The 13,389-nt window shown below is 58.4% G+C and carries 13 protein-coding genes; 8 read left to right on the top strand and 5 right to left on the bottom strand.

Going from position 1 to position 13,389, the window contains the following annotated elements; all coding sequences use genetic code 11:
* Positions 1-2: 2 nt before the first annotated feature.
* The 5 genes from FAA97_RS09350 (at position 3) to glpK (ending at position 5,373) form a co-directional block, all read left to right on the top strand.
* Positions 3-872 (top strand): carbohydrate ABC transporter permease, encoded by an 870-nt coding sequence (locus FAA97_RS09350; RefSeq protein ID WP_136598251.1) that lies wholly within the window; start codon positions 3-5, stop codon positions 870-872.
* An 11-nt stretch (positions 873-883) separates the two neighbouring features.
* Positions 884-1,702 carry a carbohydrate ABC transporter permease gene (locus tag FAA97_RS09345; protein ID WP_136598250.1) on the top strand — a complete coding sequence of 273 codons (819 nt, stop codon included), beginning with the start codon at positions 884-886 and terminating at the stop codon, positions 1,700-1,702.
* A gap of 10 nt (positions 1,703-1,712) precedes the next feature.
* A complete protein-coding gene (locus FAA97_RS09340; RefSeq protein ID WP_136598249.1) occupies positions 1,713-1,994 on the top strand; it encodes a DUF2160 domain-containing protein in 282 nt (93 codons plus the stop codon).
* Between the two features lie 83 nt (positions 1,995-2,077).
* Positions 2,078-3,799, top strand: a complete 1,722-nt coding sequence (locus FAA97_RS09335; protein WP_136598248.1) for an ABC transporter substrate-binding protein — start codon at positions 2,078-2,080, stop codon at positions 3,797-3,799.
* A gap of 80 nt (positions 3,800-3,879) precedes the next feature.
* On the top strand, positions 3,880-5,373 hold the full coding sequence (gene glpK, locus FAA97_RS09330; RefSeq protein WP_136598247.1) for a glycerol kinase GlpK: 1,494 nt from the start codon (positions 3,880-3,882) through the stop codon (positions 5,371-5,373).
* Positions 5,374-5,437: 64 nt separating this feature from the next.
* Here the strand turns inward: glpK and FAA97_RS09325 are convergent, their stop codons facing one another.
* From FAA97_RS09325 to FAA97_RS09305, 5 genes are read right to left on the bottom strand one after another with little or no spacing between them, the layout of a single operon-like run.
* Positions 5,438-7,057 (bottom strand): cisplatin damage response ATP-dependent DNA ligase, encoded by a 1,620-nt coding sequence (locus FAA97_RS09325; RefSeq protein WP_136598246.1) that lies wholly within the window; start codon positions 7,055-7,057, stop codon positions 5,438-5,440.
* A gap of 1 nt (position 7,058) precedes the next feature.
* Positions 7,059-8,072 carry a ligase-associated DNA damage response exonuclease gene (locus tag FAA97_RS09320; protein ID WP_136598245.1) on the bottom strand — a complete coding sequence of 338 codons (1,014 nt, stop codon included), beginning with the start codon at positions 8,070-8,072 and terminating at the stop codon, positions 7,059-7,061.
* Positions 8,073-8,111: 39 nt separating this feature from the next.
* The gene (locus FAA97_RS09315) at positions 8,112-8,513 is read right to left on the bottom strand and encodes a DUF2177 family protein (RefSeq protein ID WP_136598244.1); all 402 of its coding nucleotides are present in this window, start codon (positions 8,511-8,513) and stop codon (positions 8,112-8,114) included.
* Positions 8,514-8,546: 33 nt separating this feature from the next.
* Positions 8,547-9,227 carry a ChrR family anti-sigma-E factor gene (locus FAA97_RS09310; protein ID WP_136598243.1) on the bottom strand — a complete coding sequence of 227 codons (681 nt, stop codon included), beginning with the start codon at positions 9,225-9,227 and terminating at the stop codon, positions 8,547-8,549.
* Positions 9,224-9,796, bottom strand: a complete 573-nt coding sequence (locus tag FAA97_RS09305) for a sigma-70 family RNA polymerase sigma factor (RefSeq protein ID WP_246041379.1) — start codon at positions 9,794-9,796, stop codon at positions 9,224-9,226. Before FAA97_RS09305 ends, FAA97_RS09310 begins: the two co-directional genes overlap by 4 nt.
* 232 nt (positions 9,797-10,028) lie before the next feature.
* On the opposite strand from FAA97_RS09305, the gene FAA97_RS09300 reads away from it, so the two are divergent.
* From FAA97_RS09300 to FAA97_RS09290, 3 genes are read left to right on the top strand one after another with little or no spacing between them, the layout of a single operon-like run.
* A complete protein-coding gene (locus tag FAA97_RS09300) occupies positions 10,029-11,381 on the top strand; it encodes an NAD(P)/FAD-dependent oxidoreductase (RefSeq protein WP_136598241.1) in 1,353 nt (450 codons plus the stop codon).
* The gene (locus tag FAA97_RS09295) at positions 11,378-12,169 is read left to right on the top strand and encodes a DUF1365 domain-containing protein (protein ID WP_136598240.1); all 792 of its coding nucleotides are present in this window, start codon (positions 11,378-11,380) and stop codon (positions 12,167-12,169) included. Before FAA97_RS09300 ends, FAA97_RS09295 begins: the two co-directional genes overlap by 4 nt.
* Positions 12,166-13,380: an SAM-dependent methyltransferase gene (locus tag FAA97_RS09290; protein WP_136598239.1), complete on the top strand. Its 1,215-nt coding sequence runs from the start codon at positions 12,166-12,168 to the stop codon at positions 13,378-13,380. The genes FAA97_RS09295 and FAA97_RS09290 overlap by 4 nt, the downstream gene beginning before the upstream one ends.
* The last annotated feature ends 9 nt before the right edge of the window (positions 13,381-13,389 follow it).

Below are 13,389 nucleotides of genomic sequence, written 5' to 3'. Positions count from 1 at the left end.
CCATGGAAAAGACCTGGAACAACAAAGCCTGGTTCATGGTCATCCCGGTGTTGCTGCTTGTGGCCTTCTCGGCCGTCATTCCACTGATGACCGTGGTCAACTATTCGGTTCAGGACACCTTCGGAAACAACCAGTTTTTCTGGGCGGGCACCGACTGGTTTGCCGACATTCTGTCCTCCGACCGCTTCTGGGACGCGCTTTTCCGCAACCTCGCATTCTCGATGATCATCCTGGCCATTGAGATACCGCTCGGTATCTTCATCGCACTCAACATGCCGAAGAAGGGGCTGGGTGTACCCGTTTGCCTGATCCTCATGGCATTGCCGCTTCTCATTCCGTGGAACGTCGTCGGCACGATCTGGCAGGTCTTCGGCCGCGTCGATATCGGCCTCCTTGGCTACACGCTGAATGGCATGGGGATTGACTACAACTACACCCGTGATCCCATCGATGCCTGGGCAACTGTTATTGTCATGGATGTCTGGCATTGGACCAGCCTGGTCGTCCTGCTCTGCTACGCGGGTCTGGTATCGATCCCGGATGCCTATTATCAGGCGGCCAAGATCGATGGGGCCTCGCGTTGGTCAGTCTTTCGCTTCATTCAACTGCCCAAGATGAAGCGTGTGCTGCTGATCGCCGTCCTGCTGCGCTTCATGGACTCGTTCATGATCTACACCGAGCCGTTCGTCGTCACCGGCGGTGGCCCGGGCAACTCGACGACATTCCTGTCGATCGATCTCGTCAAGATGGCGGTCGGGCAGTTCGATCTTGGACCCGCGGCTGCCATGTCCATTATCTACTTCCTGATCATCCTTCTGATGTCATGGGTCTTTTACACCGTCATGACCGTCAGCGACGCCAAGAGCCAGTGAGGAGGACCCCGATGAGCGCTTCCGATGCCCGTTCCCGCTTCGGCTTCCTGATCCCGACGATCTACATTCTCTTTCTGATCCTGCCGATCTACTGGCTCGTCAACATGAGCTTCAAAACGAATGCAGAGATCACCGGGGCTCTCACACTCTGGCCGGTCAACCCGACATTCGCCAACTACGCCGTGATCTTCTCAGATCCGTCGTGGTATCGTGGCTACATCAACTCGATCCTTTATGTATGCCTCAACACGGTCATTTCCGTTGCCGTCGCCCTTCCTGCCGCATACGCCTTCTCGCGCTACCGGTTCCTCGGCGACAAGCATCTGTTTTTCTGGCTGCTGACAAACCGAATGGCACCACCTGCCGTCTTCGCACTGCCTTTCTTCCAGCTTTACTCGGCCTTCGGCCTCATCGACACGCATATCGCTGTCGCGATTGCACACTGCCTGTTCAATGTGCCGCTTGCCGTCTGGATCCTCGAAGGCTTCATGTCGGGTGTACCGAAGGAGATCGATGAGACGGCCTACATCGACGGCTATTCCTTCCCGCGATTTTTCGTGAAGATCTTCATGCCGCTGATCGCCTCCGGCATCGGTGTCGCCGCTTTCTTCTGTTTCATGTTCTCCTGGGTGGAGCTGCTGATCGCTCGTACGCTCACGACCACGGATGCAAAGCCGATCGCGGCCATCATGACGCGCACGGTGTCTGCATCTGGCATGGACTGGGGCGTGCTCGCGGCAGCCGGCGTGCTGACCATCATCCCCGGAGCGCTCGTCATCTATTTCGTCCGTAACTACATCGCCAAGGGCTTTGCCCTGGGCCGCGTCTGAGGAGGGTGTGATGGATTTTTCATGGATGGCATGGACCACGCCGACCGCGGTCTTTTTCCTCGTGATCTTCAGCCTGATCCTGGCAATGGCGGTCTGGGAGTATGTCTCCTCCGGCGGCAATCCTCGGACCGGCATTTTGCGCTTCGAGACAACCCGTGGCGACAGGCTCTTCGTCTCGCTGCTGGGCGCGGCTTTCATAAATCTCGCTTGGCTCGGCCTTGTTGGACCGAACCTGTGGTGGGCTCTCGCTCTATCCGTGGTCTACGCCATCGGCGTCTTCCGCTACGTCTAGAGCAGACAAGACGGGGTGGCGGCGGGAGGTCGCCATTCTCGAGACTGCAAAGTGAATGCAATCGCAACCTTAGGGAGGACATAATGCGAAAGCACCTTTTGACGACGACGGCTGCCATGCTCCTGGCCATGACAGGCGTCGCCTTCGCTGACATGGAAGCCGCCAAGAAGTTCCTGGATGCCGAAGTCGGCGATATGTCGGCACTCGATCGTGCCGGCCAGGAAGCGGAAATGCAGTGGTTCATTGATGCGGCCAAGCCCTTCGCCGGCATGGAGATCAAGGTCGTCTCTGAAACCATCACCACACACGAGTACGAATCCAAGGTCCTGGCTCCGGCCTTTACCGCCATCACCGGCATCAAGATCACGCATGACCTGATCGGTGAAGGCGACGTCGTCGAAAAGCTGCAGACTCAGATGCAGTCGGGCGAGAACATCTATGACGCCTATATCAACGATAGCGACCTCATCGGCACCCATTGGCGCTACCAGCAGGTCCGCAACCTGACCGACTGGATGGCGAACGAAGGCAAGGACGTCACCAATCCGGGCCTCGACATCGAAGATTTCATCGGCAAGTCATTCACGACTGCGCCGGATGGCAAGCTCTATCAGCTTCCGACCCAACAGTTCGCAAACCTCTATTTCTTCCGCTATGACTGGTTCAACGACGAGAAGAACAAGGCCGACTTCAAGGCGAAATACGGCTACGACCTTGGCGTTCCCGTCAACTGGTCGGCATATGAAGACATTGCCGAATTCTTCACTGGTCGCGAAATCGACGGTAAGAAGGTCTTCGGCCACATGGACTACGGCAAGAAGGACCCGTCGCTCGGCTGGCGCTTCACGGATGCCTGGCTGTCCATGGCCGGCAACGGCGACAAGGGCATCCCGAACGGTCTTCCGGTCGACGAATGGGGCATCAAGGTCGACGAAAACTCGCGTCCGGTCGGTTCCTGCGTTGCCCGTGGTGGTGATACCAACGGACCGGCATCCGTCTACGCCATCGAGAAATATCTCGAATGGATGAAGAAGTATGCTCCACCGGCTGCCCAAGGCATGACCTTCTCCGAATCCGGTCCGGTGCCGTCGCAGGGGGAAGTTGCCCAGCAGATGTTCACCTATACGGCCTTCACCGCTGACTTCGTCAAGGAAGGCCTGCCGGTCGTCAACGAAGACGGCACGCCAAAGTGGCGTTTTGCGCCGAGCCCGCATGGTGTCTACTGGAAGGACGGCATGAAGCTCGGCTATCAGGATGCTGGATCCTGGACGCTGATGAAGTCGACGCCGGACGACCGAGCAAAAGCTGCCTGGCTCTATGCGCAGTTCGTCACGTCCAAGACCATCGACGTGAAGAAGAGCCATGTCGGCTTGACCTTCATCCGCCAGTCGACCCTCGACCACCAGTCCTTCACCGAGCGCGCTCCGAAGCTCGGCGGTCTGGTTGAATTCTACCGCTCGCCGGCTCGCCTGCAGTGGTCGCCCACCGGCACAAACGTTCCGGACTATCCGAAGCTCGCTCAGCTGTGGTGGCAGGCGATCGGTGACGCTTCTTCCGGCGCCAAGACCGCCCAGGAAGCCATGGACTCGCTCTGCGCCGAGCAGGAAAAGGTGCTCGAGCGTCTCGAACGCGCTGGCGTCCAAGGCGATATCGGTCCGAAGCTTGCCGAGGAAAAGACCCTCGAAGAGTGGAACGCCGATGCTGTTGCCAAGGGCAATATCGCGCCGCAGCTGAAGATCGAGAACGAAAAGGAACAGCCGATCACCGTCAACTATGACGAACTGGTCAAGAGCTGGCAGAAGTGATCCGGTTCGCCATCTGATCATTGACAACCGCCGGGGCGAAACCTACGCCCCGGCTTCTTCACATAAGGAGTTTCAACCTGATGAGCGGTTACATTCTGGCCATCGACCAAGGAACGACGTCGACCCGCTCGATGATTTTCGATCACGAGATGCATATCGTCGGCGTCGCCCAGCAGGAGTTCACCCAGCATTTTCCCGATTCCGGCTGGGTAGAGCATGATGCGGACGAGATCTGGCAATCTGTGGTCTCGACGATCGAAAAGGCGATCGCTGCCGCCAAGATCAGAATGTCCGACGTCACGGCCATCGGCATCACCAACCAGCGCGAGACTGTCGTCGTCTGGGACCGCGCCACAGGCAAGCCCGCCCATCGTGCCATCGTCTGGCAGGATCGCCGCACCGCTCGTTTCTGCGACGAACTCAAGCAGAAAGGCCTGGAGCCGCTCTTCACGCAAAAGACCGGCCTGCTGCTCGACCCCTATTTCTCCGGCACCAAGCTTTCGTGGCTGCTGAAGAATGTCGACGCCCTGAAAGCGCGCGCCGAAAAGGGCGAGATCTGCTTCGGCACAGTCGATAGCTGGCTCATCTACAAGCTCACCGGCGGCAAGGTCCATGCGACCGACGCGACGAACGCGTCGCGTACGCTGATCTACGACATCGGCGAAAACCGTTTTGACGACGAACTCCTGTCCATCCTCGAAATCCCGCGCGCGATGCTGCCGGAAGTCAAGGATTGCGCCGATGATTTCGGGATCACCGATCCCGCTATTCTTGGTGCGGCCATTCCGATCCTCGGCGTTGCCGGTGACCAGCAGGCCGCGGTCATCGGCAATGCCTGCTTCGAGCCGGGCATGATGAAGTCGACCTATGGCACCGGATGTTTCGCGCTTCTGAACACGGGCCCGGATCGTGTTGCCTCGTCGAACCGCCTGCTGACCACCATCGCCTACCGCATGAATGGTGAGACCACCTACGCGCTCGAAGGCTCGATCTTCATCGCGGGCGCCGCCGTCCAGTGGCTCCGCGACCAGATGGGCTTCGTGAAGGTCGCTTCGGAAACCGATGCGCTCGCCGGCAAGGCCGATCCGCACCAACGCGTCTATCTCGTCCCGGCATTTACCGGTCTCGGCGCGCCGCATTGGGATGCCGATGCCCGCGGCGCCATTTTCGGTCTCACGCGTGGCACAGGCCCGGCCGAATTCGCCCGCGCCGTGCTCGAAAGCGTCGCCTATCAGACCCACGATCTCTTGGAGGCGATGAAAAAGGATTGGAACGGCAGCGCGTCCAGGACTGTGTTGCGTGTCGATGGCGGCATGGTTGCCTCCGACTGGACGATGCAGCGCCTCGCCGACATTCTGGCAGCCCCTGTCGATCGTCCCGTGGTTCTTGAAACCACCGTCTTGGGTGCCGCCTGGCTTGCAGGATCGCGCGCCGGTCTGTGGCCCGACCAGAAAGGCTTCGCAGCAACCTGGAAACGGGATCGTCGTTTCGAGCCTGAGATGGAAGCTGGCGAACGTGAAGCGGCAATTGTCGGATGGCAGGACAGCGTCTCCCGCTGCCTGACCAATCGCTAGAGTATTTTTGATTTTGCCGCATTTCCAGCCGAAGCGATCCCGCTTCGGCTGGAAATGCTCCAGGTCATTTGTCGATCAGTGCGACAAGTGTCTCGAGTCGGTCCGCATCTTTCGGCAGCTTGTCCTGACGCAGGCGCGCGATGCGGGGAAACCGCATCGCCACCCCCGATTTGTGCCGGGTCGAGCGAGCGAGCCCCTCGAAGGCAACTTCGACAACGAAGCCATGCTCCGGTTCAGCACGCACAGCCCTGACGGGTCCGAAGCGATCGACCGTGTTGTTGCGCACAAAGCGGTCGAGCACTTCGAGTTCTTCGTCGGTAAAGCCGAAATAGGCCTTGCCGACGGGCACCAGAACGTCGCCTTCGCCGGGGATCGCCGTCCAGACCCCAAAGGTGAAATCCGAATAGTAGCTGGATCGTTTGCCGTGCCCGCGCTGTGCATACATCAGCACGGCATCGGCATTCATAGGGTCGCGTTTCCATTTGAACCACGGACCCTTTGCGCGCCCTGCTTGGTAGCTGCTATCCAGCCGCTTCAGCATCACCCCTTCAATAACGGGATCGGGCGGCGCGGCGCGCAAGCGCTCCAGCTCTTCCCAGGTTGAGAAGGGGACAAGCGGGGAGAGATCAAAACGACGTGGCTCCTGACTGTCGATGAGCGCTCCAAGGCGCTCGCGCCGCGCGAGAAAAGTCTCCGGTCGGACATCCGTCTCACCATCGAACAGAATGTCATAGGCGCGGATAAAGACCGGGTAGTCGTCAAGCATCTTCGCCGTGACCGTCTTTCGATTGAGCCGCTGCTGGAGATCGGAAAAGGTACGCGTTGGCGCATTGGTGCGCGAGGTGCCGCCCACGAGCAATTCCCCGTCGATTACCCCGTCGAACCGCGCCGCCTCAACAACATCGGGAAATGCCTCGGATATGTCGTCACCTGAGCGGGAGTAGAGCCGATTGCGTCCGCCGGAACAGGAAAGCTGAACGCGGATGCCATCCCATTTCCATTCGGCGGCAAAATCGTCTGGATCGAGATTGGGAAGGTCCTTGTCCTCGATCGGTGTGGAGAGCATCACGGAATGGAAAATCGCCGGCGTTGACAGAACAGGCTTTTCGCTGCGGTTTTCCAGCCAGGCATACAGCTCCGTATAGGGCGGCTTCAAACCGTGCCAGAGGCTCTCTATTTCGACGACGTCCTTGTTGCCGAACAGTGCCAGCGCCTGTTTCGCCAGCCGCGCAGACACGCCGATCCGAAGGCCACCGGTGACGAGCTTGATCAGCGCGAACCGTTCGGATGTGTCCAGCCGGTCTAAGAGGTCGCGCATGACCGAGCGCGTTTCGTTTCGGGCGAGACGCTGCAGGCGCTCCACGATCGCAGAGAGGCTGTCCCCATCATCTGTCGTCTCCGTGGCCGCAGATTGCGGCTCCCAGACCAGCGAGATGGTCTCAGCAAGGTCGCCCACATAGTCATAGGAATACTGAAATAGAATTGGATCCATCCGCTCCAGCACCAGTTCCTTCAGAAGTGCCGGCTTGACGCCTTTGATGTCCAGTCCGTCGGTCAGCGCCGCCAGCGCATAGCCCCGATCCGGATCGGGGGTTACCCGGAAATAGTTTGTAAGCAGCGTCAACTTTCCATTGCGGCTGGGCGTAAGGACGAGACGATCAAGGAGACTGGCAAAGGCCTTCATCTCAATCCCCTTCGTCTTCGTAGCCGACGAGATGCAGTGGTCTCGCCTTGATACCCGAGAGCTCACACCAGCGCACCAACGCTTCCTCCCGGCCATGGGTCACCCAAACTTCCTGCGGCCCGACCTCACGGATCGTGTCGAGGAGCTCTGGCCAGTCGCAGTGGTCTGAGATGACGAGGGGCAGCTCGACCCCGCGCTGTTTCGCCCGCTGCCGCACCATCATCCAGCCCGAGGCGAAGATCGCGAGCGGATCTTCGAAGCGGCGCGCCCAGCGATCGTTGAAGGCCGAAGGCGGGCCGATGACGACAGCGCCCTTGAAATTGCCCGACTTCTTGTCCTCTGTCGTGGCTGGCCTGAGGTCACCGAGTGGCACACCCTGCGCAGTGTAATAATCGCAAAGCCTTGCCATCGAACCGTGAATATAGATCGGCTTTTCATAGCCGCTGCGGCGGATCAGTGAGATGACCCGCTGCGCTTTGCCCAGTGCATAGGCTCCGATGAGATGGCTGCGCTCGGGGAACTGCTGGAGCGACGTCAGGAGCTTCTGGATTTCCTTGCGTGGTTCCGGGTGGTGGAACACCGGCAGGCCGAACGTCGCTTCGGTGATGAAGACATCACAGGGCACAGGCTCGAAGCTTGCACATGTGGGATCGGCACCGCGCTTGTAATCGCCTGACACGACGATGCGTGTCCCTTGTGCCTCGATCTCGATCTGTGCCGAGCCCAGCACATGGCCGGCTGGATGAAAGCGGACTGTTACGCCATTGATTGAGGTCCTCTCGCCAAAATTAGCGCTTTGCGAGGTACCACAGAAATCCTCTCCATAGCGGATCGCCATGATGTCGAGCGTCTGGCGCGTGGCGAGCACATGGCTATGTCCAGAGCGAGCGTGGTCGGAATGACCATGGGTGATCAGCGCGCGGTCGACGGGGCGGACCGGGTCGACATAAAAATCGCCCAGCGGGCAATAAAGCCCGCCGGGCGTTGGATGAAGAAGAAGGTCAGGCTTGATCATACCATTGAGATAGGGCGTAGCCTGCCTTCCTGCCAGCGCTCATGAAGCAAAGCGTGACACTGCCCAATAACCAGCTGCGGATGCAGTCGCAGAAAGAAACGCTCCCCAGGCCATGTCGACAAGACTGACCTGTAAAGACCAACCCTTGAGCGTCGCCAGATTGGTCATGTCATAGGTGCCGTAAGCCAGCAGACCTAACAACGCGCCATTAAAGACGGCGGTCAGAATGGTACCGGCGGAAACTGCAGGCATCACGGCGAAATAGACCAGCCCGATCACATAGAAGAGATAGAAGGCACCGGCGGCCGCAAAATTGGGCGACGCCAGAAGAAGGGCGCCGATATGCTGTCGATAAAAGCCGATTGCAATCCGGCTTAACCAGAGAAAATCAAGCGCGAAAAACACAACCGCTGTTGCAGCATAGGCTATCACATAAGGCATGTCGTCTCTCCAGAATGATGCCGACCGCCCCCGTCATATACCCAGCGCAGGCTGGACAAGGCGCACAATAAAACTCTTGAACTTCAAGGGAGCATCCGTCACAGCAAGACAGATGCAATCTTCATCGGGCGTTGCGATGGGCTGATGCGTAAGGCTCTCATCGGCTTCCTCGATATCGCCGCGACGGAAAACCTGCTCGCCATCACTGAATGCACCTTTCAGAACGACCGTTAGCTCACGCCCGCCATGCGAGTGCTCCGGGACCGGCTTTCCGGCCGGAATTTTCAGAAGGCGCACTTCGCTTTCCTCATCCCCCGTAGGAATGCGGATCTGATAGGCGCCGCGACCAAGCGCACGCCATTTCAGCTGGTCCAAGTCTCCGCCGAGATACGACCGCAGCGGCTCCGGGATTGTGGCGCTGCCTGCCGCCCGTGTCGCGGGTGCACTAATGCGTTGTGCCTGGGCGCTCTCCGTCGAGAGCTTGGCCTTCATACGCTGCCAGCTGTCGTTCTGATCGACTTCGGCGGATGCGTCAAAGTCGATATCTTCCAACAATTGCCCACCAGCGTTTTCCATCAAGGCCAGACGCGCCCGACCCTCGGGTGACAAGGCAAGATGCGTGGCAACTGCTATGCTCCAGCCTTCGCCAAGTGTGCCGGCGGCGTAATCAAGCAGAAGTTCATCGCTTACATGGTGATTGATCATTGCACTCATGTCCGTTCCTCCAATGCGGAGCGAAGCTTGGCAAACGCAAGACGAATGCGGGACTTGACGGTTCCCATCGGCAAGCCGAGTTCGGCGGCGATGGAGCTGTGGGAGACTTCGCGGTAGAAAGACATCTTCAAGAGTTCATACTGTTCCGGTGGCAGTGTTTCCATGGCGCGGCGCAAGCGCTCTGCCTCCTGCTGCTGTTCATATTCTACATCCGCGGCCTGTACGTCGTCTGGTACGAAGGCCGGATCGGTGGGATCGAAATTCGGACGCTTGGCGCGCCTGAAGGCGTCAATGCGCAAGTTTCTTGCGATGGTGAAAATCCAGCTCGATACGTTGCCGCGGGCAGGGTCAAACTGATCTGCCTTGTTCCAGACGGCGAGCATCGTTTCCTGCATGAGCTCGTCTGCAGCCTGTCCGTCCCTTGCAAGCTTTGCCATGTAAGCACGCACTTTTGGACTGTAGAACTTGAACAGTTGCTCAAACGCTTCTACGTCCTTGTGCCTGCCAACGGAGGCCAGAAGCCTCGCAAAATCTACCTGCACAGCTTCGTCGGACCTGTCGGTTCTCAAGACGCTTTTCTTTCTTTTGGGCCGCATTACGCTCGGCGCCGGCGTCGTGTTGCGCCGAACGTCATTGTGGCACGCATCGGCCGATGTGGAAATCGCGTCTAACATGCTTCCTCTACGCGCACCGATAAAAGGTGGATCACGCGTCGGAAAAAAACCGCAACCCTCAATCCATCTTCGTCCTGTCCTCGTAGTGCAGAGTGAAAAGCGTCTTATCGCAATACGAGGAAGCAACATGGACACCGGACTGACGAAGACATCCTTTGGCCCGCGGCAGAAGATTGCCGTTGTGGGTGCGGGCATTTCTGGTCTGTCAGCCGCTTGGCTTTTGTCGAAAAATGCCGATGTCGTGCTCTATGAAGCAGAGGGGCGCCCCGGCGGGCATTCGAACACTGTAGTCGTCAATGACGGGGCGGGCCCTGTTCCCGTCGATACCGGCTTCATCGTCTATAATGACCGCAACTACCCCAATCTCGTTAAGCTGTTCGAGCATCTGGGCGTCCCGACTTTAGCTTCCAACATGTCCTTCGCGGCCTCGCTGGATGCAGGCAGGTTCGAATATTCGGGCTCGGGGATTTCGGGCCTGCTCGGACAGAAGAGCAATGTTTTGCGCCCGCGATTCTGGAGAATGTTGCGCGATATCTTGAGGTTCTACAAGGAAGCACCAGGACTTTTGGCCCGTCCCGAATACGAGAGGATGTCACTGGGCACATATCTGGAGCGCGAGGGCTATGGTCGATCTTTCGTGGAAGACCATCTGTTGCCGATGGGCGCTGCAATTTGGTCGACCACTGCTCAGGAAATGCGCCTCTACCCGATCCAAGCCTTCGTCCGGTTTTTTGTAAATCACGGTCTTCTGTCATTGAAGGATCGTCCGCAATGGCGCACGGTTGCTGGTGGAAGCCGCGAGTACGTCTCGAGAATTCTGGCTGATTTTTCAGGCCAAGTGCGCCTGCAGACGCCCGTAACCAGCATCAGGCGCGATCCAGCCGGCGTGGAAATCCTGGACGCAACCGGTCATTCGGAGAGATTCGATCACGTGGTGCTGGGCACGCACGCGCCTCAATCGCTTGACATCCTGAAGGACGCCGATCGGCAGGAGGAGGCGCTGCTTGGCGCCTTTCAATACACACAGAATTCTGCCGTTCTACACTGCGATGAGGCGCTGATGCCACGAAGGCGTGCAGTTTGGTCAAGCTGGAACTATGTTGCCAATGCCGATCCAGCACGCACATTGTGCGTGACCTACTGGATGAACCAGCTTCAGTCCCTGAAGTCCGACAGGCAGATTTTTGTCACGCTCAATCCGTGCCGAGATGTCGATCCTGACAAGCACTATGCCACCTTTCGGTACGAGCATCCGCTGTTTAATGCGTCGGCAATGGCAGCGCAGAAGAAAATCTGGGCGTTGCAGGGCACGCGCAGGACCTGGTTCTGCGGGGCCTATTTCGGTAGCGGCTTCCATGAGGACGGCCTTCAATCCGGCTTGGCGGTTGCGGAAGCGCTCGGTGGCATCAAGCGTCCTTGGACCGTCGAGGATGAATCCGGGCGCATCTACATCGCGGCCACTCTCGAGGCGGCCGAATGACGTTCTCCTCTGCGTTGTACCCTGGTGATGTCGTCCATGTCAGAAGCCGCCCAAAGAAGCACCGGCTAAGCTATCGTGTCTTCTCGATCCTCATCGACCTCGACGAATTGCCTGCTCTCGATCGGTCGCTAAAGCTGTTCGGACACAATCGCCGCGCGCTGTTTTCGGTTCACGATAAGGACCACGGCAACGGCAAGGAGGGTGAACTCCGAGAATGGGTAGAGCAAAGGCTTCAGGATGCAGGGCTAAACGTCGAAGCTCCTAGGGTGACGATGTTATGCTACCCACGGATCCTCGGTTACGTCTTCAATCCTCTCACGGTCTACTTCTGTGCCCATGCCGACGGCCGTCTTGCTGCCATCCTCTACGAGGTCTGCAATACGTTCAATGAGCGTCATACCTACATCATTCCGGTCTCGAAAAATGAGCCAATCCTGCGCCACAGCTGTGCGAAAGAGATGTATGTGTCGCCCTTCGTGCCAATGAATTGCCGCTATGATTTCAAGATCAAGCCTCCTGCCGAAACGGTCGATATTCATATCGGCGAGTCCGATGAAGAGGGTTCGCTGCTGTTTGCCAGGTTTTCGGGCAGGCGGAAGGCGCTGAGTGATGGCGCACTTCTTCGGATGTTCTTCACCTATCCGCTGATGACGGCGAAAATCACAGTCGGCATCCACTGGGAAGCGTTGAAGCTTTGGTGGAAGGGTGTTCCCATCCATCGGCATAAGCCCGCCGACGCTGTCAACACGTCATCGGTCATCCTTCAGAACGGAATCAATCAATCATGAGTCACGCTGAACGCGATTTGCAGATGCCAACCCTGCGCCCGTTGTGGCAGCGCATTGTCTGCGGCTGGGCCAATAGGATTGCGGCCGGACGCCTGACGCTTCGGTTTGATGGCTTTCCAGATCATGTGGTCAGTGGTTCTATGGCGGGTCCACAGGCGGTGCTGCATATCCAGCGTGCCCGGGCGGTCTTCCGGATCATGACGGGCGGCACACTCGGTTTCGCGCAGGCCTATATGGACGAAGAACTCGATACCCCTGACCTCGGCGCTCTGCTTGAACTGGCAGTGGTCAATGAAACGGCCCTTCACAAGGTGCTGCAATCCTCGACCTTGGTTGGAACATTGGCGCGCTTGCGTCACTTGTTCCGTCGAAACTCGAAAAAAGGTAGCCGGCGAAACATCGCTTTCCACTATGATCTCGGCAACGATTTCTACCGGCTCTGGCTCGATCGGACGATGACCTATTCATCTGCCCTGTACGAGGCGCCCGGCATGGGCCTCGCGGAGGCGCAAGAGGCAAAATATGAACGAATCCTGCGGGAACTCCAGATAGGGCCGGGCGACCACGTGCTCGAGATCGGCTGTGGCTGGGGTGGTTTTGCCGAGTATGCAATGAAGCGGACCGGCTGCCGCGTAACCGGCCTGACGCTTTCCACCGAGCAGGCAGCTTATGCAAGGGCGCGCCTGACGCGGGCCGGCCTCGCCGATAGAGCCGACATCCGGCTCGAGGACTACCGCGACTGCAAAGGTCGCTTCGACAAGATCGTCTCCATCGAAATGTTCGAAGCAGTTGGAGAAGAGAACTGGTCAACATATTTCTCCGCGGTCCATGACCTTTTGGCGCCGGGCGGGCAGGCCTTGGTTCAGACGATCACCATCGATGAAACCCGATTTGAGCGCTACCGGCGTGGGGCAGACTTCATCCAGACCTACATCTTTCCAGGCGGTATGCTGCCTTCTATCGATGCCTTCCAGATTGCCGCTGAAAAATCCGCGTTGGCGATCAAGGACTGTTTTCGGTTTGGCAAAGACTATGACCGAACCTTGCTGGCCTGGGATCAGGCCTTCACGGCGAACTGGACTGCGATCCAGCCGCAAGGCTTTGACAAGCGGTTCTACCGCATGTGGCATCTCTACCTGCACTACTGTGCGGTCGGTTTCCGCCACCATCGTATTGATGTCGTACAGTTCCGCCTGGCGAGGCCGCAGTAACAGACTGCG

Source organism: Peteryoungia ipomoeae (assembly GCF_004912165.1).
Lineage (GTDB): Bacteria > Pseudomonadota > Alphaproteobacteria > Rhizobiales > Rhizobiaceae > Allorhizobium > Allorhizobium ipomoeae.
This window is presented reverse-complemented; position numbering and strand designations above follow the sequence as displayed.